We start from the raw sequence: 23,771 nt of genomic DNA, 5'->3' as shown, positions 1-23,771 counted from the left end.
CAGCCGTTACGGCAGGCTGGCGAAGATGTCGAACGGGTTCACCGGAGCGGCCGGCGCCGGCTGCGCGGGCGCCGGTGCCTGCGTGGCGGGTACCTGACTCGCCGCGGCAGGTGAGGCCTGCGCGACGGTCGTGGCCGGCGTAGCAGGCGCGGCAGTTGTCGGTGCGGCGGCGGTCGTCGGTGCGGCCTGTGCGGGAACGGCAGGCGCCACGGCGTCAGCCGGGCCAGGGGCGACGGGCCCCGGCAGGTTCTGCGGCAGGTGGGCCGTAGCCGCGCCCGGTGGGGTTTCGGCAGCGAGCGGAGCGGCGGGCACTGCCGAGGTCGGTGCAGCTGCCGTCGTCGGTGCAGCCGCAGTCGTCGGTACAGCGGCAGTCGTCGGCGCGGCGGCGGCGGCCACGGCCGGGTGAGCGGCGGTCACCGGTTTGGCGGCCTCCTCGGCAGGCGGGGTCCACGTGGTGACCGGCGCTTCGGCCTCAGGGCGGGCCGCCCGCGCGGCCACCTTCCTGGCCGGCTGTACGTCCTGCGCCTGCACGGCGATCGTGGGCGGTGTCAGGCGCGGAGCCGCGGCAGTGACGATTTCCGGGGATCCGGCCGCGGTCAGGGCGGCCGCGTCGGCGGCGGGCTCGGGGTCGCCGACCATGAACAGTGCGCCCGCAGCGACAACGCCGATCACCACGGCCGCTGCGCTGGCTCCGCCCACCCACATCCATTTGGCAGTGAGGCGACGTGTCGGCGCATCCTCGACCACCGTCGTCTGTGCGGGCACGGCATCGGTGACAACAGCGCGGGCGGCGCCGTGGGCGCCGGACGCTTCGTCGGCGATCAGGCTTGTGGGGACGAGGCGGACATCCTCAAACCCTGCGGACTTCAGCGCCGCGACCAGCTTGTCGGCCTCGGCTGCGGTGTCGTCGTCGCAGGTCAGGCCGACTGAGCGCACGTCGTGGCCGCTGGACGCCGCGATCGCTTGCGCGCCACGGGCCGCGGCGATGCCGCGTTCGGCGAGATCATCGCCGTCATCGACGGCGAATGCGTCGTCATCGAGGACGGCGTCGTCGGTCGCGTCGTCACCGGCGAGCAAGGCCCAGCTGACGTCTGTCGACGTCAGTGCCAGTCCGAGCACCGTCTTCAACCGCTGACTCCAATTCCCTCGTCGCCCCGACGCTCTGCCGCCGCGCAGGAGCATATTTTGCTTCGCCGCGGACGGCATCTCGTCCAAAACGCCGAAATTGCCGATACGTCGCTTCTATCGGCGCCACTGAATCAGGTGTTACCTGCGCCGTTGATGATTTTTTGCCGGCGGTTCCCGCGACGCCTGTTCACCCGTCGATCACGGAGAATTCATCCGTGCGGCACGAGGCATACGGTACGACCGCGACGGTGCTGACCGGCGTGCCGCACGGCAGTGACACCCGGATGGGCGCAGGGCCAGTCAGCCGAGCACCGCGAGGGTGCGGCGGTGCGAGCCGTCCGGCCGGCTTCGGCACACGGCGGCCGGCTCGCGCAGTGGATCAGCTCCATGACTCCGGCGATTTGCGTTGCGGCAGTGTGGTTTCCGATGGCGGAACGGATTCCTTGCGACGACCGGCTGCCCTCACTGCCGCTGCGCAGGCTGTCGCAGTACCTGTGGCGGTTCACGCGCGGCGTACGGCACTGACGCCGACGACAGATACGTTCTGCGATGGGCACTTCGGCGAACCCGTTCCGCAGCCGCTCGCCGCCCGCGATGATGGATACCAGACCCGAGTTCGACGAGGAGCGGAGATTCATGTCCACGATCGAAACCAACGCACGCGCCAGCACCCCCTTCGACCAGGACGTGGCCGCGACACAGGAGTATTTCGACAGTCCGCGCTTCGACGGCATCATTCGGCTGTACTCGGCCCGTCAGGTGGCCGAACAGCGTGGCACGATCCCGTCCGACTATCCGGTGGCGCGCGAGGCCGCAGCGGCGTTCTACCCGCATCTGCGGGAGCTCTTCGTCCAGAAGAAGAGCATCACGACGTTCGGCCCGTACTCGCCGGGCCAGGCGGTGGTGATGAAGCGGATGGGGATCGGCGGCATCTATCTGGGTGGGTGGGCCACCTCGGCCAAGGGATCCATCAGCGAGGATCCGGGGCCGGATCTGGCCAGCTACCCGCTGAGCCAGGTGCCCGACGAAGCAGCCGGGCTGGTGCGCGCGCTGCTGACCGCCGACCGCAATCAGCAGTATCTGCGATTGAAGATGACTCCCGAGCAGCGTGCGGCCACCCCGGCGGTCGACTACCGGCCGTTCATCATCGCCGACGCCGACACCGGCCACGGCGGTGATCCCCACGTACGCAACCTGATCCGGCGTTTCGTCGAGGCCGGAGTGCCGGGATATCACATCGAGGACCAGCGGCCCGGCACCAAGAAGTGCGGCCATCAGGGCGGCAAGGTGCTGGTCCCGTCGGACGAGCAGATCAAGCGGCTCAACACCGCCCGCTTCCAGCTCGACATCATGCGGGTCCCCGGCATCATCGTCGCGCGGACCGACGCCGAGGCGGCCAACCTGATCGAGGGCCGGGCCGACGAACGGGACCAGCCCTTCCTGCTCGGCGCCACCAACCTGAAGATCCCGTCGTACAAGGCCTGTTTCCTGGCGATGATGCGACGCTTCTACACCCTCGGCGTCACCGACATCAAGGGCCATCTGCTCTACGCCCTTCCCGAAGGTGAGTACGCCACCGCGGAGGCGTGGCTGGAGCATCAGGGCATCATGGGCTTGATCGCCGACGCAGCCGCATCGTGGCAACAGGATCCCGACCAGTCCCTCGACGCGCTGTTCGACGGCGTGGAATCGCGGTTCGTCGACGCCTGGCAGGACGACGCCGGGCTGCAGACCTACGGGGACGCGGTCGCCGAACTGCTCGAGTTCCGTGCGCGCGAGGGTGAGCAGGCCGCGATGACGACAGCGGAATGGCGCAAATTCGCCAAAGACGCGTCGCTGTACGCCGCCCGGGAGAAGGCCAAGGAGCTCGGCGCCGACGTGGGTTGGGATCCTGAGCGGGCGAAGACCTCCGAGGGTTACTACCAGATCCGCGGCGGCATCCCGTACGCGATCGCCAAGTCACTGGCGGCCGCGCCCTTCGCGGACATCCTGTGGATGGAGACCAAGACGGCCGATCTCGACGATGCTCGGGAGTTCGCCACCGCCATCCACGCCGTGTACCCCGACAAGATGCTGGCCTACAACCTGTCGCCGTCGTTCAATTGGGACACCACGGGCATGACCGACGACGAGATGCGTCGATTCCCTGAGGAACTCGGCAAGATGGGCTTCGTCTTCAACTTCATGACCTACGGCGGGCATCAGATCGACGGGGTGGCCGCCGAGGAGTTCGCCACCGCGTTGCGGCAGGACGGCATGTTGGCGCTGGCGCGCTTGCAGCGCAAGATGCGGCTCGTCGAATCTCCTTACCGCACACCGCAAACGCTTGTCGGCGGCCCGCGCAGCGACGCGGCGTTGGCGGCCTCGTCCGGACGTACGGCGACCACCAAGGCCATGGGCAAGGGGTCCACCCAACATCAGCATCTGGTGCAGACCGAGGTGCCCAAGAAGCTGCTGGAAGAGTGGCTCAAGCTGTGGAGCGAGCACTATCAGCTCGGCGAGACACTCACCGTGCAGCTGCGGCCGCGGCGCGCGGGCTCCGATGTGCTGGAGCTCGGCATCTACGGCGACAGCGACCACAAGCTCGCCGACGTCGTCGTCGACCCGATCAAGGACCGTCACGGCCGCAACATTCTCACGGTCCGCGATCAGAACACCTACGCCGAAAAGCTCCGGAAGAAGCGCCTGATGGATCTCATCCACCTGTGGCTGATCCACCGGTTCAAGCCCGAGATCGTCTACTACGTGACGCCGACCGAGGACAACATCTATCAGACCGAGAAGATGAAGGCGCACGGCATCTTCAGCGATGTGTACCAGGAGGTGGGCGAGATCATCGTCGCCGATGTCAACAAGCCGCGCATCGAGGAACTGCTGGCTTCCGACCGCGAGGCGCTGGGCCGGCTGATCCGCAAGGAGGACTAGGTACGCATCAGTCCGCGGGGTTCCGTGCGGTGAGTTGTCTCAGTTCGGCACGCAGCGCACGGATTTCCGACCGCAGGTCCTCGATGTGCTCGACAGTGGCGGCCTGCGTCGTGGTGTCCTCCTCGGCGACCCTCTGCACGATCCAGGACGCGATCGTCGCGGTGATCGAGCCGACCAGGCTGATGCCGCCGATCATCAACAGCGCCGCGATGATCCGGCCGGTGGTCGTGACGGGGTACTCGTCGCCGTAGCCGACGGTGGTGATCGTCGTGATGGACCACCACAGGGCCTGACCGAACGTGGTGATGCCTGCGCGGGGATCGTCCCGTTCGGCCTGCAGGACCGCCAGGGACGCGACGTACACCAGCAGCGTCGCCCCGGCGAACGTGTAGACCACGACCCGGCCGCGAATGGCGTTGCCGACGGCCTTCTGCAGCACTGTGATCAGAATCACCAAGCGCACCAGACGCAATGGCCTGATGAGTGGGAGCACCACGATCGCCAGATCGAGCAGGTGTTGGTAGAACCACCGCCACCGGTCGGGCGCCAACCAGAGGCGCACGGCGTAGTCGGCCGCGAACGCGGCCCAGCAGAGCGCTGAGAGAACACGTACCACCTGCGCGGTGAGCCCGTGCGGCTGTTCCAGAACATCAACCGAATAGCCGATCAGGAAGACCACCGCGATGGCGGCGAGCGGCCATTCGACGCGATGCTCCCAGCGGTCCAGCGGTGCTTGTGCAGTCACCCGGAAAGTGTGCGCCACGGAGGATCCGCAGAGTCGCCGGGATTGTTGTGTTCGTGTGGCAGAAATCTAAGCGAACGGTTACGTTACGGCAGTGACTGCAGAGCTATCCATGGCCGCGGCCAGGACGGCGGATGCGTCCCAGGCGGCGTACTTTCGCAGCATGCTCGCCGACGAACGTGTCCAGCTGGCAAGCGAACTCGCGCGCAGCCGAGCGCATCTGCACGCCTGTTCGGCAGGCGGGCGGGTGGTCGGGCTGCGCGCGATGGCGCGAGCCCGGGCGGAGGCCCGTGAGCTGGAAGCCAGAAGCCGGGAGGTCCAACGGCTCCTCGCGCAACTCGACCAGCGGTTCCCCCGCGGGTGGTTCGCCGACTGACATCGGTCAGTCGGCGGCACGCCCAGCGCAGGCCCGGGCACCCATCACCGCAATCAGGAACCAGCCCAACGCCGTCCAGCCGACGACACCGCTGAGTCCGCTCTTGGCCATCAGCACCAGTCCTGCCCCGGCCACGCAGACCAGCACACCGGTGGCCACCGCCCGGGTCCCGGTGGGGCGCACCCGTCCGTCCCACCACGGCAACGCCCGATGTTCCAGCGGCGACAGCAGCCGGAACGCCACCGCCATCACGACGGCGAACACCGCAGCACGCAACGCCAGCAAGCCCCAGAAACCGGGCGCATGCGGGTCGAAGGCATCCAGACCGAACGCGTGCAAGGTGAATGCGGCGATCGCGATGGCCGGAATGTGCCACAGGTACAGCGTCATCGCTCCCCCGTTGCCGACCGCGACGACCTGCCAGACCCGGGGTCGTGCGGCCCAGCGGCGGATGGTGCCGGCGGCCGCCACGAACACACACGACATCCATGTGCAGTGCAGTGCGAGGAGCAGGGTCGGGGGCGACACGTTCGACACCCGCTCGGTGCCGGTGACCACCAGCGACACGTCGTACGGGCCGTAGACCGCGAGGACAACCTGAGCGATGAAGGCGGCCACCGCACCCAGGACCGCTGCACGGACACCGATCAGCCGACGCGCATAGGCCACACCGATCACCACGGGGATCAGCCAGACGAAGAGTAGGTTCGCAGTGCCTGCCGCGGCGTCGTCGACCGCGAAGCGCACGGCGTCCGTCACCGCCGAGACCACGATGAGCGCGAGCACCACGGCCGCTGCGGCCGCACCGCTGGAGAGCCGCGTCAATGTGGGAACGAACGCCAGCACTACCAGGTAGACGCCCAGAAACCACAGCAGCGCAACGCATTCCCGCCCGAGCGCTTCGGCGGATTCGGCCCCCATGGTCAACTGCACCGCGATCAGGGCCACGGTCCACACCGCGAGGTACCAGAAGGCCGGCCGGCACAGGCGCTGAGCGCGGGTCAGCAGCCACGCGCCCCACGACGTCGTCGCACCGTCGGGGTGCCAGCTGTAGGCGCCTGCCGCGCCGCCGGCCAGGAAGAAAAGCGGCATGACCTGCAGGATCCAGGTGATCGGGGCCAGCGCGGGGATGGCGCCGAGGATGTTGCCGATGTGGACGCCGCCGGCGTCGATGGTGGCCAGCAGCAGCGCGCAGTGCCCGAACATGACCACTACGAGCGCGGCCAACCGGGCCACGTCGACAGCGCGGTCACGGTCGGGCTTCGTCACATCGGCCACGGTGTCGGCAGACGGCACCACATGAGAATCGGGCATGCCCACAGTCTGCCGCCGCATGGGGGTGCTGCCGCAGAGTACTTGTACCTATCTTTGCGCCGGTGTGTACCGGCCTTTCGCGACGCGGGTGGAGCCGCCGAACTCGATCGCGCCGCGGGTGGCCAGTTGGTCTGCCAGTTCGTTGCCTTCGTGCCCGGCATGGCCTTTCACCCACCGCCATTCGACCGCGTACTTGGCGGCAGCAGCGTCCAGCCGCCGCCACAGATCGTCGTTCTTGACGGGTTGACCTGCTGCAGTTTTCCAGCCTTTGCGTTTCCAGCCCTCGATCCAACCGGTAATGCCTTGGCGCACATACTGACTGTCAGTCCACAGCTGCACCGGGTGCGGCGTGCTGATCGCTTCGAGGGCCATGATTGCGGCCAGCAGTTCCATGCGGTTGTTGGTGGTGGCCGTCTCACCGCCGTAGAGCTGCTTCTCGTGGGCGCCGAAGCGCAGCACCGCGCCCCAGCCGCCGGGGCCGGGATTTCCGTGGCACGCACCGTCGGTGTAGATCACGATCGTCTGGGTCGCGGTTTCGGTCACGCGGACCATCACATCAGGGGCCGATGTGCCCGGTTCCAGCCGGGGTGGCAAACCGCGGGGCAGTGTCGGCGACGAGATTGCCGAGTCCGCGATGCAAGGTCCGGCACCTCAGTAAAGTAGCTGCCCGTGAGCGGGAAACGGTTAGCCAACAGCCGGGGTCGGCTGTTGGCGCTCGCGGCCTCGGTGACCGTGGCAGCCGCCATGTTCTACGTCCAGAGCACCGAACATCCGGGGCATGTCGAGAACCCGACAGGGGTCGCGGCCCCGCAGTCGGCGCCGACCGTCGCGCCGTCGGCAACCGCGATCCCGCCCGAGGCGGCACTCGTGGCGGCCAATGCGCCCGTGGCCGCGCGCGATTTCCAGTTTCCGTTGTCGGCGGGCAAGGCACCCGAGCAGGGCCTGCAGATCCATACCATCTGGGTGGCCCGCGCGATCAGCATGATGTTTCCCGACATCACCACCATCGGCGGATACCGGCAGGATCCGCTGAAGTGGCATCCCAACGGTTTGGCGATCGACGTGATGATCCCGAATTACCACTCCGACAAGGGCATTGAGCTCGGCAACCAGATCGCGGGTTTTGCCCTGGCGAATGCCAAACGCTGGGGTGTGCTGCACGTGATCTGGCGGCAGGGCTACTACCCGGGGATCGGCGCACCGAGCTGGACAGCCGATTACGGCAATGAGACGGCCAACCATTTCGACCATGTGCATATCGCGACCGACGGGGGCGGCTACCCGACCGGTCACGAAACCTACTATCTGGGGTCGATGAACCCGTAGGACTCCGAATTCGGCTGTGCCGCAGTCACGCTGCGCTGACGTGCGCGGCGGATTCACCGATGTTGGCCTCACTGTCACCGATGATCGTACGTAGCAGGGCCTTCTGTTCACGTTGGCCGCGGGCGACTGCGCGGTCCATGCCGCCGGGCAGTGCCATCGCCGCGATGCTGCGCAGCAGGTTGACGGGCAATCGCAGCGCTGGGTACCACGGCAGCATGTAGGTGGGCAGACCCAGAGTTCGCATCGCACTCGGCCCGAGGAATGCGCTCGTGATCGACAGGTGCTGGGCCCATGCCAGCCGGCGACGCAGGCCCGGCGCATCGCGGAAGTGCCACGACAGGGGGTCTTCGGCCATCGGCACCGACAGCATCTGCGTGGTCTCGTCGGGCTTGGCCAGCGCAGTGGACGTGTGATACAGCACGCGGATGCTGTCCCGGAAGCTGCGCGGCAGCCATTCGTCCTGGACGCCGATCAACCAACCGACATAGCGCGTCAGATGGGCGATGGCGTCGAGTTCGCCTGGCGCAGGGATGATTCCCATCCCCAGTGAGGCCACCGGTGGCGCGATGAGCGCACCGACCAGGGTCGCGGCCATGTCGGTCTGGTTGACGGGTACGCCCCACTGGTCGGCCCGCCAGTCCGGCATGGCAGCGACGTGCCTGCGTACGAACGCGTGGATCAGTCTCACCCGCACGGTGGATCGGTAGCCGATCCCGAGCGGGTCGAGTCCGCCGTCGGAGATCACATCCATCGCCCATTGCATGGTCTCGGCGAAACGCTGATTCGAGCCTTTCTCCAAAGCGCCTGTGCGCAGCAGGGTTTTGTTGAATCCGGAGAATTGGTACCCACCGAGCAACGACACGTCGCGCGCGATGGACATCCCATCGGAACCACCCCGCAGCAGTGCCCGTTGCCCCTTGCGGAGCTTGTCGCGGTCCACCCAGTCCGGCCCTGTCTCGATGCGAACGAAGAACTCCCGCAACGGTTCCGGCGCATCGAGCACGTTGCCGATGCCTTCGGTCAGCGCTTGCTCGAACAGCGGCCTCGTCTGCGTCATCCCGGCCGATGCCATCCAGTCGACCAGGCGATCCATCGGTTCGTCACCGACAGTCAGCCTCTCACCCAACCGGCGCCACTCCCCGGCGTCCGGATCGCCGAGGCCCATCATCAATGCGAACGTGCGGATGGCGCCGGGCACTGGCAGCGGGCGCTCGGGGTGGCGGGCCGGAACGGGCAGGTTCATCGACGACCTCCTGGCCATAACTGACTACGAACGTAGTCCGAACTTAGGCTTGCCGGTAGGCTGCTGTCAATGAAGCGCACACAGGTGGTGCGCGGATACGGCGGCATCAGCGCGGCCGACCGCCGCACCGAACGCCGGAGCAAGCTGCTCGCCGCGGGCCGGCAGATCTGGGGAGAATCCGGGGTCACCGAGGTGACCGTGCGCGGTGTGTGCGCGGCCGCCGGACTCACCTCGCGCTACTTCTACGAGCAGTTCCCGAACCGGGAAGCGCTGCTGTTCGCCATCTCCGACGACGTGCGCGACGAGCTGATCAACGCACTGGTGACGGCCGGCGTCGGCGATCCGGGCACGCTGGCCGACAAGCTCACGTCTGCCCTGACGGCCTTCCTCGACATCATCGCCGCAGACCCGCACATCCACCGCATCGCCACCGGCGACGTCAGCAGCGTCGCGGGCCTGACCGAGCACCGCACGCACATCCTGGAGATGATCGCCGACCTGGTGGTACACCACGCTCCATCTGTGCTCAGCACCGAGACCCCGAACGAAACCGACCTACGTCGCAGCGCACGCTTCATGGTCGGCGGAGTGAACCAGTTGATCGAGGCCTGGCTCGATGACCCGCAGGAGAGCAGTCACGAACTGGCCGCGGTGTGCGCCGACCTGTGCGTCGCGGTGGTTCGCGGCACCACGCAGGCGATCGACTGACTTCTGCTGACCGGCGCTCCGCCGGCCATCGGTCGGGGTCGCCGCCTGCCAGCAGCGGCTTCGTGTCGGTCGGCGAAACCCTATGGTGGCGTGCAGGATTCGATGTCTCGCCCAAACCCGTATGCGTCGCCGCGTTTGCGCTGCAACGGACCGCGTTGTGACAATCATGGGTGGATGGACGACACGGGCAGTGAACACGGCCGCGGCGACCCTCAGGGCACCCCTCCGCGGGTGCCCCTGGCGTCGCCGGCCGCGCGGTGGCTCGTTGCCGCGGCGGTACTCGGCTCGGGCATCGCGTTTCTCGACAGCACGGTGGTCAACGTCGCACTGCCGGCGATCGGGCGGGATCTGAATACCGGGCTGACAGGCCAGCAGTGGGTGCTCGACGGCTATCTGCTGTCGCTGAGCGCGTTGTTGCTCGCCGGCGGCGCTGCAGGTGATCGGTATGGCCGCCGCCGTGTCTTTCTCGGCGGCTTGGCGGTTTTCACCGTGGCATCGGTCGTGTGCGGCCTGGCTCCGACCGTCGGCTGGTTGATCGCCGCGCGCATCGTCCAGGGCGTCGGGGCAGCTGCCCTGGTGCCCGGCAGTCTCGCCATGATCGACGTCGGGATCCGAAATGAGGACAGAGCTCAGGCGGTGGGGCTATGGGCAGGGATGTCGGGTGTCACCTCAGCGCTCGGCCCGTTCATCGGGGGTTGGCTCGTCGACTCCGCGTCGTGGCGGTGGGTGTTCTTGTTGAACGTTCCGCTCGCCGTGGCCGCCATCTGGATAACCGTCCGCCACGTTCCGGAGTCCCGCGCTACGACTATCCACGGACACCCGGACCTCGCGGGTGCCGCGGCAGTCATGATCGGTCTCGCAGGCGTGATCTATCCGCTGATCGAAGTTCCGTCGCATGGTTGGACCGCGGCGGCGTTGACGGCCGTCGCCGTCGGCGTCCTCGGGCTGTTGGTCTTCGCCGTGATCGAGACGCGTGTGCAGGCGCCGCTCTTGCCGCTGGGAATGTTTCGGTCCCGCCAGTTCAGCGGTGCGAACCTCACCACCTTCGCCGTCTACGCCGCGCTCGGGGGTGCGCTGTTTCTGCTGACGTTGCAGCTGCAGCAGAGCCTGCACTATTCGGCCTTGGTGGCCGGTGTGGCAACCCTGCCTATCACGGTCATCATGCTGATCGGCTCCCCGTGGGCAGGTTCCATCGCGCAGCGCACCGGTCCGCGGCTGCCGATGACCGTAGGGCCGCTGGTCGCGGCAGCCGGGCTGGCCCTGATGGCCCGCATCACCCCGGGAGCGTCGTACCTCTCGGCAGTGCTGCCTGCCGTCGTCGTTTTCGGCGTCGGCCTGATGATAACCGTCACTCCACTGACCGCGGCCGTTCTGGCTGCCGTGCCGGAGAGTCAGGCGGGAACCGCGTCCGGGGTGAACAACGCTGTCGCACGACTCGCCGGGTTGCTGGCCGTGGCGATGCTACCGGTGGCGGCCGGCATCAATCCCGGTGTCGGAGAACCCTTGGGCCACGGCTTCTCCACAGCGATGGTCATCGCTGCCGCCGCATCCGCATGCGGTGGGATCGTCGCTGCGGTGACCATCCGCACCGGCGCCGACGTCGCCCACCACGTGCTGGCCGGGACGAGCCAGGCCTGCCAGCATCCCTGCACCAAGAGTGCCGATTCGGGCGCTAGGCGCCGGAACTGACGGTGAGCTCCGGGCAGTAGTTGTGCAGCGCGGAAGCGACGACCAATTGGGCTTTGCCGTACGGATACGCTGAGCGGGCCTCCGCGATCTGCATCGCCAGATCACCCGTCTGCATCGCCGGGTCCTCACGAGCGGTCAAGCACGTCTGCTGCCCGAGCTGGATCAGTGTGTCGCGGTTGTCGTCGGACACCGGCAGGCCCGTCGAGGACAACTCATCCAGGTAGCCCTGATCGTCGGCGACAGCGGCTGGCGCAAAGGCGATCCCGGCGACCGCCACCAGCACCGGAAGGATCAGCGTCTTCATGGTTCGACATCGTGTCAGATCCCAACCGGAATCCTCAGGACGCTCGCCGGGGCCGACGCGCTACACCGCCGCCACGGCGTCGGCCGACATCACCTCCATCGCGGCCCGCTCACCGGATCGAACGGCCCCGTCGATCCAGCCGCACATGACGGCCGAACTCTCTGTGCCTGCCCAGTGGATTCGCCCGCACGGCTCGCGCAGGGTATGGCCGAACTCGGTGAGCACTCCCGGTGGTGCATGGCTGATCATCCCGCCACCCGAGTAGCGCTCGACGGTCCAGTTCTGCTCGTGATAGCTCACCGCGCACGCGGCCTTTGCGCCGAATCGGTCGATCAACTCGCCGAGCACGGCGGTCTTGCGCTCGTCGGGGTCGAGGAGACCGAGCCGACGTGCGGCAGGACCTTCGGTGATGACGCACATGATGCCCGGGACCGCGATGTCGGTGCACGCATCGATGGTGAGCGTGGCAGGGCTGCCCGGTGCGGCCGATTGCCCGCACAACCCGTCGGCGCGCCAGAACGCGCTGTCGTAGACCACCGAGATCTTGAACACGGCGCCGCTGGGCATGCGCTGGTGAAGAAATGCTCGGTCGACGGGAAGCATTGGCTCGTAGGCGATCTGGTTGGCGACGGCCAGAGGGACGGCGACGATCGCGCGGCCCGCCCGCACGGTCTCGCCGTCGGCGTGCACGCTGACCCCGGTCTCGTCCTGCGCGATCAGGCGCACGGGTCGCGAAAGACGCAGTGCGTCATCGAGTTCGGCGGCCATCGGGCCGTAGACGGCTCCCATACCGCCGTGCACCCGCGCGTCCTGCGAGCCGTTCCTGGTGGAGATCACGAAGATCGGTCCACCGCCCGAGCCCATCTGATGAAGAGCCCACAGCAACGACACTTCCGACGCCGCCGACGTGTAGACACCCGCCATCGCCATGTCGAGCATGTCGCGGGCCTGCTTGGAGTGCACGTGGTCATGCAGCCACTCCCCCAACGTGATTCGGTCCCACTCGGCCGCCCTCTTCGCCTCCCACGGCGCCTCCAACGGGATCGACTTGCACATGTGCCCGACTTCGAGCAGCCCTGCGCCCAGGTTGGCGATGGCCCACGGGCTCATCGACCACGGAATCGTGCCGGAGTACCGGTGTTGCTTACCGTCGACGATCATCATCGCGTCACCGTCGATGTACTGCTTGTATTCCTTGATACCGAACTCGGTCATCAACGCCTTGATGCGGTCCTGCCCGGGCCCGATCCAGGCCCCACCCCGGTCGATCCACGTCCCGTCGGGTCGCACCTCGGTGAACGTCCGGCCACCAACCCGGTCGCGCGCTTCCAGCAGCACCACAGATCGACCCGCGCGCTTCAGCCGCAGTGCCGCGGTCAGCCCGGCGAAACCGGCACCCACCACGCAGTAGTCGACGTCTGCCATGGGTCACCCCTTCGTCGAGTGGTCCCGCTGAGCAGTCATCAACCTACGCCGATCCGCACGCAGGCGGTATCCCGATCAGCAAATAATGACGGGGCGGTCAATCCCGTGGCTGCGCGGTCTCACAGCCAGCTGGGCGGCCTGATCGCATTCGCGAAATCGACCAGCGTGTACCGGTGCCTGCGCCGCGGCGAGTGCCGCGCCAGCTCCCGCAGCGCCTCCTCGATGCCAACGCGCAGGCCCCGCTGGTCCAACGGATGACCGAAGAAAGGCTCATCTGACGACGCCACCGCGCCCGCGCGTACCCAGTCCAGCGCGATGCCGAGCACGAACGCGCGGATCTGCAGGGCGCGCGGCTCGGCATCGGACAACCTGTCCAGCCGACGCGCCGCATCGCGCAGGTCCGCCTCGGTGATCTCATCGCCGGGGCGGCCCTCGAACAGGATCACGACCGAGGTCAGTTGAGCTTCGCCGTAGTGGCGCGACGTCAACGGAACCTGGTCGAGCACCTCGATCGCGCCGGTCCGATCGCCCCGGCCTGCCAGTAGGCGTGCCAGGCCGAACGCCGCGTTGACCATCGACGAGTCGGTGCGCCACAACGTCCGGTAATACCGTTCTGCCAACGGCCGCAACCGTTCGGCGTCCGTCGCATCGGGGGTGTCCAGCAGCAGCTCCGCCGTCGCCGCCGCGGCCAGCTTGGGTGCGGCTTCGCCCGGCAGCAGACCGACCACGCGTTCGAAACAGGCCAGGGCCGCACCGAGATCGCCGCTGTGGAGCCCGGAAATCCCGTCCTCCCAGTCCTCACGCCACTCGTCGTCGGGATCCTCGACGGGTATCGGGCTCGGCAGGGCGCGGGCGACATCGCCTGCGTTGAGCCGAACGTTGCGTCGGCGGCCGTCGACGAACACGTCGGTGCCCTGCAACGCCAGGTCTGCACCGCACGTGGAATGGGGCACGCTGAACAGCGTCGAGACGCGCGGACACGGCGAGCCCGTCTGTTCGGCGAGGATCTCGTGCAGCACCCCCTTGCACTGGTCGGCCATTTCGTCGATCGACGAGAAGCGTTGCATAGGACGAGGATTGGTGGCACGAACCAGAAGCCGGTAGAAGGATTCGTACCGTTCGAACAACGGCACCTCGTCGCGGCCGGGCAAGCTCTCGGCATACCGGTCATTCGGCAGGTCGACCGTGAGCTTGGCCAGCGTGCGGCCCACCGTGTAGACGTCCGTGGCGATCGTCGGGCCGGTGCGCACGATCTCCGGTGCTTGAAAGCCCTTGGTGCCGTAGATGTACCCGAAGTCGCCGACGCCCGAGACCGCACCCATGTCGATCAATTCGATGTTGTCTTCGGTGAGCATGATGTTCTCGGGCTTGAGGTCGTTGTACACCAGCCCGAGCGAGTGCAGGTAGGACAACGCGGGCATCACATCGAGCAGGTAACCGAGCGCCTGCTCGACAGGCATCATCTTCCGCTCAGCTCCTTGCGTGCCCGCGGCGCGCTGCTTGGCCAGGACGGCTTCGAGTGTGGTTCCGCCGATGTACTCCATGACGATGTAACCGACTGGGCGCCCGTCGAATCCAGGGTGTTCGACGAAGTTGTAGATCTTGACGATGCCGGGGTGGTTCACCATCGCGAGAAACTGACGTTCCGCGACGGCGATCGCTTGCGCCTGCTGCCCTCCGGGCTGGAGCAGACCTTTCAGTACCACCCACCGGTCGCTGACGTTGCGGTCGACCGCCAGATAGATCCAGCCGACTCCGCCGTGAGCGATACAGCCCTGAACCTCGTACTGTCCCGCCACCAGCTCCCCGGTCTCCAGTTGCGGCGAGAACGAGTACAGCGTTCCGCAGTGCGGACATACGCCGTCGGCAGGCCCCGGCTTACCGGCGCTGCCCCGCCCGACCGGCTGCCCGCAGTTACCGCATGTTCGTTTCGACTCGGCGACAACGGGATTGGTGAGGATCGCGCTCGCGGGCTCGATGTCCTCCCGGATCGGGATCTCGACAAGGCCCTCACCGATCCGTCGTCGCCCGGTACGCAGCCGCGGGCGGGTGGCCTCGACTTTGACCGGTGCCGATTCGGTCACCAGAACGGCGCGCGTTCCCTCTTCTTCTGCCATGCTCAATCCCGGTACCGCGGCTCAGGCGGGGTCGGTGCCCCGCCGAGAACGTTGAACCACTTGCGGTACAGCGCCTCCCATGTTCCGTCCCGCCGGATCCGGTCGAGGCTGGCATTGACCGCCCGCACCAGATCCTCGCGGGATTTGTTCACTCCGATACCGTAGGGCTCGTTCTCCAAACTGGGTCCGACCAGGTGCAGGTTGGGATCCTGGACAGCCATGCCCGCCAGGATCGAGTCGTCGGTGGTGACCGCGTCTGTCTGCCCCTGCTGGATCGCCACCAGGCAATCGTCCCAGTTCTGAACGCCGAGCAGGGTCGCCGCGGGCGCCACGCGGGCGGCTGTGGCCAGCGATGTGGTGTCCACCTGTGAGCACACGCGTTTCCCCGCAAGATCGCCCGGCCCCTGTATCGGCGAGTCCTTCGCCACGAGCAATCGCTGGTGCGCATCGAAATACTCTGTGGAGAAAGCGATCTGCTCGGCGCGTGCACACGTGATCGTCATGGCCTTGACGACGATGTCGACGGTCCCGTTCTGCAGGTTGCTGATCCGCTCGGGCGACGTGAGCAGACGGAACTCCACCTTGTCGGGATCGCCGGTCAGGTCACGGGCGACCTCGCGCGCGATGTCGACGTCGAATCCCTGCAGGTGGCCCGACGCGGGATCGCGAAAGCTCAGCAGATTGGTGCTCTGGTCGATGCCGACGATCAGCCTGCCACGCTGCCGGATTGCGTCGACGGTCGGGCCGCCCTCCGTCGACGGGCGCAAACTCGCTGTGGCATCACAACTCTCGACGGGAACGCCGGGCACCCGCGACGCCACGGCAGCGCCACTGGGCAGTGGCAAAGTCGTGAGCGAGGCAGGCACCTCGACAAGCGGTTGCACTGCAGAACATCCCGTCACCGCTGTCGCAGCGAGAACGACAAGTCTGGTGACAGCGCGCATACCCTCTTCACCGGCCATGTCAGTCCCGGTACTTCGGTTCAGGTGGATTGGCCGGGCCGAGCATGCTGAACCACTTGCGGTACAGCGCTTCCCATGTGCCGTCCCGCCGGATCCGGTCCAGGCTGGCGTTGACCGCGCGCACCAGATCCTCCTCGGACTTGTTGACCCCGATGCCGTACGGCTCGTTCTCCAGGGCTGGCCCCACGATCTCCAGGTTGGGATCCTGACCGGCCATGCCGACCAGAAGCGAATCGTCGGTGCTGGCCGCATCCACCGGTCCCTGCTGAAGCGCAACCAGGCAGTCGTCGAAGTTCTGCACTCCCACGATGGTTGCCGCCGGAGCAACCCGGGCCACCGTCGCGATGGAGGTCGTCGCCAGTGCCGAGCACACCCGCTTGCCTGCCAGATCGGCCGGCCCGCGCACCGGCGAACCCCGGGGCACCAGCAGCCTCTGATGTCCTTCGAAGTACACCGTCGAGAACGCGATCTGCTCGGCGCGGGGGCAGGTGATGGTGGTCGCCTTCGTCAGGATGTCGACGGTGTTGTTCTGCACCGCGGGCATCCGCTCCGGTTCGGTCAGCAGCCGGAAGTCCACCTTGTTGGGATCACCGACCAGGTCCCTGGCAACCTCATGGGAGAGGTCGACGAGGAAACCCCGCAGTTCGCCGGTCACGGGGTCACGGAAGCTCAGCGGGTTGGTGTTCTGGTCTATTCCGACCACCACCCACCCGCGCCGCCGAATCGCCTCCACCGTGGGCGCGGGCGCGGCCGATGGACGCAAACTCGCTGTGGCATCGCAGCTTTCGACCGCCGCGCCGGTAACAGTCGGTGCCACCTCAGCCCCGCTCGGCAACGGCATGGTCGTGAGGGAGGCCGGTACCTCGACCAGCGGTTGCACCGTGGCGCATCCGGTCAGCACGGTGGCTGCGAGGACGAGAAGGCTTGTGGCGGGTCGCATCAGTGGTATTCGTTCAGTCTCGGCGCGACACCCGCGGCAACCGCAAGTGCCGCCAGCACGCTGATGGCCGCGGCGCCGGCCGGAAGTGCGCTCAACGCAATGTACGCCCGCGTGATGCCGTCACGCTGGCGTTGCCGCAACCGCACGATGTCATCCCCCAGCGCCTGATCCAGCCGGGCGAACTGGGCCGTCGAATGTTGGACCCCGTCGTCTCTCGCGATCGCCACCGCCCCCGGGTAATCGCCCCCGACCAGCTTGTTGCGGATCTCGTTGTGCGAGCTGATCCAGCCGTGCAGGGCGTCGGATGCTCCGTCGACCGGGTGCTTGTCCAGCAGCCAACCGACCTGAGCGGTCCGCTCATCGAATCTGATGTCGGACAGGGTGTCGGAGCCCCGCTTGAGCAGCCCGAGGATCTCGTCAGCGCGGGCCTGTTGCACGAGAATCCGGGCGGCCACCGCGACGCCGAGCGGTTCGCCTCCCTGCGTGCGCGCATTGTTCGCGGCGTGCGCCGACACGAGGCCGGCGGCGGTCAGCCAGACCGTGAGTACCGCCATCAACAACGACGCCACTGCCAGTCCCGGGTTGAGCCGTCGATGGCTGTGCCTGGCGAGGAAGATCTGCGCGACGATCAACAGCCCCACGGCCACCGCGGCCCCTGCGATCACCGCATACGCCGGCGCTGCCGAGCGCTGCGACGAGGTGACCGCGTCGATCTGAGTTCGGTACAGCCGATCGGCATCCGGCAGCATCGACTCCTGCATCAGCGTGGACGCTCCGCTGAGGTACGCGACGCCGATCGGGAGGCCGTCACGGTTGCTCGCACGAGCCGTCGCCATCATCCCGGTGTACAGCGCCAGCTGATTGGACAGGTCGGTCAGCAGGGTCAACGACTCGGTGTCATTGGCAGACACGCCGTTCGACGCGGTCACCAGGCCGGCGGAGGCCTGTCCGATGTCCGCGTCGTACCGGTCGCGGATGTCGCGCGGTTCCACACCGCCTGCCAGGAACGCGGTCGCCGCAGTGGTGTTGGCCGACGACAAGGCACTGTAGATCCGCTGCGCCGCATCGGATAGCGGTTCGGTGTGTGACCCCAAGGTGCCCAACTGTTGTTGCCGGCCGGATACCGTCGCCGACGCCGCCACGCCCACGGCCAGGACGATCGCCACCAAGATGACGGCCATCACCGCGATCCGGCCGGGGGTGGCTCGCAGGAAGTCGATGACGGGGCGGTCCGGCTCGTCGAGATCGACGAGCAGCGACTCATCGAGTGTGCGCGTCTGCCGACGCTCCACCTCATCGCCGTCCACTCGCATCTCCTCCTAGCAGGATGAATCGCACGGTAGCGCCTGCAAACGCGTTGTGTGGGTGGTTGCCTCACACAGAAGTCATCCCCCTTGGTCCGGGCGGGCCAAGGGGGATGACGGGTCGGGCGGGACTTCAGAACTGCTGAGTGCCGGGTTCACGCTCCAGAACTTCGCGGCGGCACTTCAGCAGGTAGCCCAGGTACACCGCGCCGGAGAGGACCAGGCCGGCGACGATCAGGAAGGTCGTCACGGTCGCCTCGGAGACGCTGACCACGAACATTGCGATGAACACCCACGCCAGCGCGACCACCGCGATCGGAACCTCGAAGCGTCCCAGGCTGAAAGCGCCTTCCTTGCGTGCGAGCTTCTTGCGCACCACCAGGTAGAGAACGATCGTCAGGGCGTAGGGAATGTTGTTGAAGATCGCGCCGGCCGTGATGAGTTGGATCAGGGCTCCGCCCGGCATCACCAGCATCACCACCACACCGAGGGCCAGTACCAGCAGCGTGGCGGGGATCGGGGTGCGGGTGTGGGGGTTGACCCGGCTGAACATGCGGTGGGCGGGGAAGCGCTCGTCGCGCGCCATCGCGAAGACGATGCGGGAGGTTCCGGCGATGGTCACCAGGGCGGCACCGAAGAACGCGATCGCGATCACCAGCAGCAGCGGCCGTTCCAGAGCGGGACCGAACTGCTGATTCATGATCTCGGCGACCGGCGATGCGCTGTTGGAGGCCGCGCCCATGTCCCGGATCGCCACGGTCAGCGCGACGATCAGGAACATTCCCAGGATCGCAGCGGCGACAACCGATCCCACGATCGCCCGGGGAACGGTACGGTCCGCGTCCTTGGCTTCCTCAGCCATGTTCGCCGAAGCCTCGAATCCGACGAGCGTCGACAGTCCCATGATCATGGCGGCCATCAATCCGCCACCGATGGCGAAGTAATTCGTCGAGCCTGTGGCGATGCCCTCCGAGAAGAGGTTCTGGGTCGAGCCATGGCCGGTGAGAATGACCGCGGCAAACAGGGCGGCGCCCAGCACCACGACGATCGCGAGTTCGACACCGACGGCCAGCGAGTTGGTCCAGCCCACGATGCGGGTCGAGTAGATCACGATGACGGCTTGGATCAGCAGCAGTATCACCGTGATCACGCGCCCGGTGGTTTCGCTCGGTGCCATGTTGAACAGCGGCATCAGGCATTGGGTGGCCAGCGCGTTGTCGATCGCGACCGGGCTCAGCCCGATGTTCCACGCCGCGATCCAGCCGAAGATCCAGCCGATCTTCGGGTTGGCCAACCGCGACGCCCATTGGTAGGACGAACCGCTGAGCGGGATCCGCGCCGCGAACTGTGCGAACACCAGAGCCACCAGGATCTGTCCCACCGCGACGATCGGGAAGAGCCAGATGCCCAGCGGACCCGAATTCTTCAGGACCTGGCTGTAAGTGGCGAAGATGCCGATCACCACGGATACCGACGCGAACGAGATCGCGAACATCTGGAAAGAACTGAGCGATCGCTTCAGTTCGGGCTTGTAACCGGACTCTTCACAGAAGTCCTTGGCAGGTGCGGTCGTGGTGGCTGCCGGCCTGTCCAGGAGGCTCGTCACTTCGTCGCTCCGGAGTTGATGTTCATGGCGTCCGTGGCCTTTCGTGGAGTGGTCCGGGGTTTCACCGGGTGCTCAACAAGCTATGGCCGGCGCCACCCCGCGAGCTTCGGGCGAAAGATGTGTTTGCCCGGGACCCGATGGTGCAAATGATGTAGACGCATGCAGAAGACCCGTGCATTCGCGGAACACACCCGCTGCCCCGGGGATACCGTTATGCCGATCGACATGGCAGCAGACGCATCCGAACTCCTCGCCGCGCGCGACGCGTACTCGCGTGGCGATTGGCGCGCGGCCTACGACCTGTTCGGCCGGACCCAGGAAACCGACCTCACCACCGACGATCTGTCGTCATACGGCATGGCGGCGTGGCGGCTGGGCCACGGCAGACAGTCCATGCAGCTCTCCGAGCAGGCGTTCAACCGGCTGATCTCGGCCGGGGATTCGCACAACGCTGCGATGAAAGCCGTCGAGGTGGCCCTGCAGTGGTTCAACGGCGGCGACCTCACCATCGCCCGCGTCTGGCTCAACCGCGCGCGTCGGCTGCAGGACAAGGAACCTGACGACCAGGTCCTCGCCTACGTGCTGTACGTGGATTCCCTCGTCGCCATCGACGAGGGTCGCAACGAGGCTGCCGCGCAGCTCGCCGACGAGCTACACGAAGTGACCGAGCGGCTCAACCTGCCCGGGTTCAACGCACTGTGTTCGACGGCCAGCGGGGTCTCGAAGATTCCCTTCGCCCGCACCAGCGAGGCCTTCGCACAGCTGGACGAGGCGATGATGCCGGTGCTGGCAGACCAGGTCCCGGTCGACTGGGCCGGTGACATCTATTGCGCGGTGATCTACGAGTGCCATCGACTCGCGGATCTGGGCCGCATGAAGACCTGGTTCGAAGCCATGGAGCAGTGGCGCACCGGGCCACAGGTCTCCGCGTCCTGGTATGGCACGACATGCGAGTTCCACAAGATGGATCTGCACAGTGCCACAAAGGATTACCGCCAAGTAGAGGAGCGATTGATCGACGCACTCGCCGCGATGGGCGACTTCCCGGCGACAGCAGGCAAGGGCTACTACGAGCTCGGCGAAATCCGGCGCAGGCAGGGCAACATCGAGGGCGCCCGCACCGCCTTCGCCAGGGCCAGGGAGCTGGGGCGCGAGCCCCAGCCCGGCGAGGCGCTGCTGCGGTGCCAGCTCGGCGAGACCGCGGCTGCGGCAAGCGATCTGAGAATCGCCATCGACTCCGAGCACGATCCCATCAACTGTGTCCGGCTGCTGCCGGCCGCCGTCGAAATCGCGCTGGCCCGCGACCGTATCGACGAGGCGGAACAGTACTGCGCCGAACTGGAGGCCGCCGCCGAGAAGTTCGACTCCCCCGGCTTCCGGGCCTGGGCGTTGCAGGCCCGTGGCGAGGTCCTGGTCAAACAGGGCAGCGAGACCGAAGCGCTGCCCATCCTGCAAGACGCATTGCGTCGGTACCGCAACACACAGTGCCGCTACGAGATGGCGCAGGTGTACGACGTGATGGCGCAGGCCCGCCGCGCGTGCGGTGACGCCACGGGTGCCGAATCGGACACAGCCAGCGCGGAGTCCATCTATCGGCAACTCGGAGCCGAGCCCAACCGGGCAACCGACACGGCGGCACCGGGCGGGCTCACCAAACGCGAAGTCGAAGTGCTCGCACGTATCGCGGCCGGTGCGTCCAATCGTGAAGTCGCCAAGCAGTTGTTCATCAGCGAGAAGACCGTCGGCCGACACCTCGCGAACATCTACGTCAAGCTCGGCGTGTCATCACGGACCGCCGCGGCGGCATGGGCACACGAGAACAAGGTGCTGCCGACCGCCTGAGCGACGGTTGCCCCGGCGAGCTCATCGCCGAGACTGACACCAGGGACAAAATCGGCGGTGCAGGTGTCCCTGGTGTCAGTCTCGGCGCGGTCAGCCGGTTTCCAGCGGTCGGCCCCCTCGGCACGGACGCGCGCCGGGGGCAGTCGTCTACATCATTTGCCCCATAGCGCCGTCGAAAAGCGCACGTTTTGCCCGATTCGCCGGCGGCGGCGCCGCCCATAACTTGGTGGTCAACCGGTTGATCCGGACCGATCGCACAAGGTAGGTGCCGCTATGAGTCGCCGTTGGCTGGCCTTGGCCGTGCCGAGCCTGGGAATTCTGCTGATCGGGGTCGACGGCACGGTGCTGGCTGTGGCGACACCCTTCATCAGCAAGAGCCTCGGCGCGACAGCGACGCAGGTGTTGTGGATCGGTGACATCTTCTCGTTCGTGTTGGCCGGCCTGCTCGTCACAATGGGCAGCCTCGGAGACCGGATCGGCCACAAGAAGCTCCTCCTCTGCGGCGCAACGGCTTTCGGTATCGCCTCGGCAGCCACCGCATACGCGCCGACCGCCGAACTGTTGATCGCGGCACGGGCACTGCTGGGCGTCGCCGGGGCGACCCTCGCGCCGTCGACCTTGGCGTTGATCCGCGGACTGTTCCCCCGGCCTCGAGAACGTGGCGTGGCCATCGGCATCTGGGCGTCGGTGTTCTCTGTCGGTACCGCGCTCGGTCCCGTGATCGCCGGGCTGCTGCTGGAGCGCTTCTGGTGGGGCTCGGTCTTTTTGATCAACGTTCCGGCGATCGTCATCGTCGTCGTCGCCGGTGCTGTCCTGCTGCCCGAACAGCGCATGCCCGGCCCAGGGCCGTGGGACCTACGCAGCGTCGGGCTGTCACTGATCGGTGTGCTGGGACTCGTCTACGCCCTCAAAGAAGGCGTCGCCGGCGGACTGCGCATCGACGTTGCGCTGGCTGCCGGGATCGGTGTCGTCGCGCTGATGCGGTTCGCCCGGCGTCAACTCACGCTCCCCATCCCGCTGATCGACATCCGGCTGTTCTGCGATCGTACGTTCACCGGTGTCGTTGCCGCGAATCTGCTTTCGGTACTGGGTCTTTCCGGCGTGACGTTCTTCCTGTCGCAGTTCTTCCAGCTCGTCGACGGATACAGCCCGCTCGCCGCAGGGCTGGCCGAGCTGCCCACCGCGCTGGCGGCGGCGGTGTTCGGTGTGCTGGCCGGGCTCGCCGTGAGGTTCTGGCCGCCACGCGCGATCCTCACGACCGGGCTGGTGCTGATCGGCGGTGCGCTCGCGTCGCTGACCTCGATCACGCCGTCGACCACCTATCTGCAACTCGGTATCACGCTCTTTGTCGTCGGTGTCGGTCTCGGCCTGGCCTACACCGTCTCCAACGACGTGCTGCTGGCCGTCGTACCCGCGAGGCGTGCCGGCGCTGCGGCCGGAATCTCGGAAACCGCGTGTGAATTGGGCATGGCGCTGGGTATCGCGGTCCTCGGCTCGATCGTGGCCGACGTCTACCGGGGGCTGACCATTCCGCCTGGCGCCCTCGATGGTGTGGCAGTCCACGCCAGGGACTCGCTGGCCGCCGCGCGACTGGCGGCCGAAACCCTGCCCGAAGGCCCGGCGCACGCGCTGCTGACGGCGGCGCAGGCCGCGTTCACCAACGGGCTCGCGACCGCTGCGGGTGTCGGTGCGGCCCTTCTGCTGGTTTCGGCGGCATCGGTTTGGCTGCTGCTGAAGCCGCGGGCAGTACCGGATTCGCCTGTTAGCCAGTGCATGCGAACGGAGACCCAGACATGATCCGTTGCACAGGCAAATGCCAG

General features: G+C 67.1%; 19 protein-coding genes. 7 read left to right on the top strand and 12 right to left on the bottom strand.

Annotated elements, in window-relative coordinates; all coding sequences use genetic code 11:
* Positions 1-6: 6 nt before the first annotated feature.
* The gene (locus RMCB_RS18355; protein WP_234792171.1) at positions 7-1,119 is read right to left on the bottom strand and encodes a DUF7159 family protein; all 1,113 of its coding nucleotides are present in this window, start codon (positions 1,117-1,119) and stop codon (positions 7-9) included.
* Positions 1,120-1,764: 645 nt separating this feature from the next.
* On the opposite strand from RMCB_RS18355, the gene aceA reads away from it, so the two are divergent.
* Entirely contained in the window at positions 1,765-4,053 is a 2,289-nt protein-coding gene (gene aceA / locus RMCB_RS18345) for an isocitrate lyase ICL2 (RefSeq protein ID WP_062829950.1), read from the top strand.
* 7 nt (positions 4,054-4,060) lie between these two features.
* Here aceA and RMCB_RS18340 read toward each other — a convergent pair whose 3' ends face one another.
* Positions 4,061-4,798, bottom strand: a complete 738-nt coding sequence (locus tag RMCB_RS18340) for a potassium channel family protein (RefSeq protein WP_062829929.1) — start codon at positions 4,796-4,798, stop codon at positions 4,061-4,063.
* Between the two features lie 91 nt (positions 4,799-4,889).
* On the opposite strand from RMCB_RS18340, the gene RMCB_RS18335 reads away from it, so the two are divergent.
* The gene (locus RMCB_RS18335; RefSeq protein WP_131805551.1) at positions 4,890-5,171 is read left to right on the top strand and encodes a hypothetical protein; all 282 of its coding nucleotides are present in this window, start codon (positions 4,890-4,892) and stop codon (positions 5,169-5,171) included.
* 6 nt (positions 5,172-5,177) lie between these two features.
* Here RMCB_RS18335 and RMCB_RS18330 read toward each other — a convergent pair whose 3' ends face one another.
* Both RMCB_RS18330 and rnhA read right to left on the bottom strand, forming a co-directional pair.
* Positions 5,178-6,485: an acyltransferase family protein gene (locus tag RMCB_RS18330; protein WP_062829949.1), complete on the bottom strand. Its 1,308-nt coding sequence runs from the start codon at positions 6,483-6,485 to the stop codon at positions 5,178-5,180.
* A 48-nt stretch (positions 6,486-6,533) separates the two neighbouring features.
* Positions 6,534-7,004 carry a ribonuclease HI gene (gene rnhA / locus RMCB_RS18325; protein WP_234792170.1) on the bottom strand — a complete coding sequence of 157 codons (471 nt, stop codon included), beginning with the start codon at positions 7,002-7,004 and terminating at the stop codon, positions 6,534-6,536.
* 150 nt (positions 7,005-7,154) lie between these two features.
* On the opposite strand from rnhA, the gene RMCB_RS18320 reads away from it, so the two are divergent.
* Positions 7,155-7,811 (top strand): VldE C-terminal domain-containing protein, encoded by a 657-nt coding sequence (locus RMCB_RS18320; protein ID WP_084388542.1) that lies wholly within the window; start codon positions 7,155-7,157, stop codon positions 7,809-7,811.
* Positions 7,812-7,836: 25 nt separating this feature from the next.
* Here RMCB_RS18320 and RMCB_RS18315 read toward each other — a convergent pair whose 3' ends face one another.
* Complete coding sequence (locus tag RMCB_RS18315) at positions 7,837-9,054, bottom strand: oxygenase MpaB family protein (protein ID WP_062829925.1); 1,218 nt, start codon at positions 9,052-9,054, stop codon at positions 7,837-7,839.
* A gap of 69 nt (positions 9,055-9,123) precedes the next feature.
* Here RMCB_RS18315 and RMCB_RS18310 point away from each other — a divergent pair, with 69 nt between their 5' ends.
* Both RMCB_RS18310 and RMCB_RS18305 read left to right on the top strand, forming a co-directional pair.
* On the top strand, positions 9,124-9,762 hold the full coding sequence (locus RMCB_RS18310) for a TetR/AcrR family transcriptional regulator (protein WP_062829924.1): 639 nt from the start codon (positions 9,124-9,126) through the stop codon (positions 9,760-9,762).
* A gap of 174 nt (positions 9,763-9,936) precedes the next feature.
* Positions 9,937-11,451, top strand: a complete 1,515-nt coding sequence (locus RMCB_RS18305) for an MFS transporter (RefSeq protein WP_084388541.1) — start codon at positions 9,937-9,939, stop codon at positions 11,449-11,451.
* Here the strand turns inward: RMCB_RS18305 and RMCB_RS18300 are convergent.
* The 7 genes from RMCB_RS18300 to RMCB_RS18270 form a co-directional block, all read right to left on the bottom strand.
* Positions 11,435-11,755, bottom strand: a complete 321-nt coding sequence (locus RMCB_RS18300; protein ID WP_062829923.1) for a DUF732 domain-containing protein — start codon at positions 11,753-11,755, stop codon at positions 11,435-11,437. The two genes, RMCB_RS18305 and RMCB_RS18300, sit on opposite strands and share 17 nt — an antisense overlap.
* Positions 11,756-11,815: 60 nt before the next feature.
* Complete coding sequence (locus RMCB_RS18295; RefSeq protein WP_062829922.1) at positions 11,816-13,180, bottom strand: flavin monoamine oxidase family protein; 1,365 nt, start codon at positions 13,178-13,180, stop codon at positions 11,816-11,818.
* 119 nt (positions 13,181-13,299) lie between these two features.
* Positions 13,300-15,297, bottom strand: a complete 1,998-nt coding sequence (locus RMCB_RS18290) for a serine/threonine-protein kinase (protein WP_062829921.1) — start codon at positions 15,295-15,297, stop codon at positions 13,300-13,302.
* Between the two features lie 2 nt (positions 15,298-15,299).
* Positions 15,300-16,241, bottom strand: a complete 942-nt coding sequence (locus RMCB_RS18285) for a glutamate ABC transporter substrate-binding protein (protein WP_062829947.1) — start codon at positions 16,239-16,241, stop codon at positions 15,300-15,302.
* Positions 16,242-16,260: 19 nt separating this feature from the next.
* Complete coding sequence (locus RMCB_RS18280; protein ID WP_062829920.1) at positions 16,261-17,199, bottom strand: glutamate ABC transporter substrate-binding protein; 939 nt, start codon at positions 17,197-17,199, stop codon at positions 16,261-16,263.
* A complete protein-coding gene (locus tag RMCB_RS18275; RefSeq protein ID WP_062829919.1) occupies positions 17,199-18,512 on the bottom strand; it encodes a GlnX family signal transduction membrane protein in 1,314 nt (437 codons plus the stop codon). Before RMCB_RS18275 ends, RMCB_RS18280 begins: the two co-directional genes overlap by 1 nt.
* A gap of 124 nt (positions 18,513-18,636) precedes the next feature.
* Positions 18,637-20,109 carry an APC family permease gene (locus tag RMCB_RS18270; RefSeq protein ID WP_264028639.1) on the bottom strand — a complete coding sequence of 491 codons (1,473 nt, stop codon included), beginning with the start codon at positions 20,107-20,109 and terminating at the stop codon, positions 18,637-18,639.
* 213 nt (positions 20,110-20,322) lie between these two features.
* Here RMCB_RS18270 and RMCB_RS18265 point away from each other — a divergent pair, with 213 nt between their 5' ends.
* Together RMCB_RS18265 and RMCB_RS18260 are read left to right on the top strand one after the other, a co-directional pair.
* Complete coding sequence (locus RMCB_RS18265) at positions 20,323-21,951, top strand: LuxR C-terminal-related transcriptional regulator (protein ID WP_062829918.1); 1,629 nt, start codon at positions 20,323-20,325, stop codon at positions 21,949-21,951.
* Between the two features lie 273 nt (positions 21,952-22,224).
* Complete coding sequence (locus RMCB_RS18260) at positions 22,225-23,748, top strand: MFS transporter (protein WP_062829917.1); 1,524 nt, start codon at positions 22,225-22,227, stop codon at positions 23,746-23,748.
* Positions 23,749-23,771: the final 23 nt, after the last annotated feature.

The organism is Mycolicibacterium brisbanense (assembly GCF_001570425.1).
GTDB lineage: Bacteria > Actinomycetota > Actinomycetes > Mycobacteriales > Mycobacteriaceae > Mycobacterium > Mycobacterium brisbanense.
Note: the sequence above shows the minus strand (reverse complement) of the source record. Positions and strands in the feature narration are given on the sequence as shown.

Coding starts and splice junctions, on each gene's coding strand:
- RMCB_RS18310 (WP_062829924.1), top strand. CDS start 9,124: ATGAAGCGCACACAGGTGGTGCGCGGATACGGCGGCATCAGCGCGGCC.
- RMCB_RS18265 (WP_062829918.1), top strand. CDS start 20,323: ATGCCGATCGACATGGCAGCAGACGCATCCGAACTCCTCGCCGCGCGC.
- RMCB_RS18280 (WP_062829920.1), bottom strand. CDS start 17,199: ATGCGACCCGCCACAAGCCTTCTCGTCCTCGCAGCCACCGTGCTGACC.
- RMCB_RS18275 (WP_062829919.1), bottom strand. CDS start 18,512: ATGCGAGTGGACGGCGATGAGGTGGAGCGTCGGCAGACGCGCACACTC.
- RMCB_RS18260 (WP_062829917.1), top strand. CDS start 22,225: ATGAGTCGCCGTTGGCTGGCCTTGGCCGTGCCGAGCCTGGGAATTCTG.
- RMCB_RS18295 (WP_062829922.1), bottom strand. CDS start 13,180: ATGGCAGACGTCGACTACTGCGTGGTGGGTGCCGGTTTCGCCGGGCTG.
- RMCB_RS18305 (WP_084388541.1), top strand. CDS start 9,937: ATGGACGACACGGGCAGTGAACACGGCCGCGGCGACCCTCAGGGCACC.
- aceA (WP_062829950.1), top strand. CDS start 1,765: ATGTCCACGATCGAAACCAACGCACGCGCCAGCACCCCCTTCGACCAG.
- RMCB_RS18290 (WP_062829921.1), bottom strand. CDS start 15,297: ATGGCAGAAGAAGAGGGAACGCGCGCCGTTCTGGTGACCGAATCGGCA.
- RMCB_RS18300 (WP_062829923.1), bottom strand. CDS start 11,755: ATGAAGACGCTGATCCTTCCGGTGCTGGTGGCGGTCGCCGGGATCGCC.
- RMCB_RS18330 (WP_062829949.1), bottom strand. CDS start 6,485: ATGCCCGATTCTCATGTGGTGCCGTCTGCCGACACCGTGGCCGATGTG.
- RMCB_RS18285 (WP_062829947.1), bottom strand. CDS start 16,241: ATGCGCGCTGTCACCAGACTTGTCGTTCTCGCTGCGACAGCGGTGACG.
- RMCB_RS18315 (WP_062829925.1), bottom strand. CDS start 9,054: ATGAACCTGCCCGTTCCGGCCCGCCACCCCGAGCGCCCGCTGCCAGTG.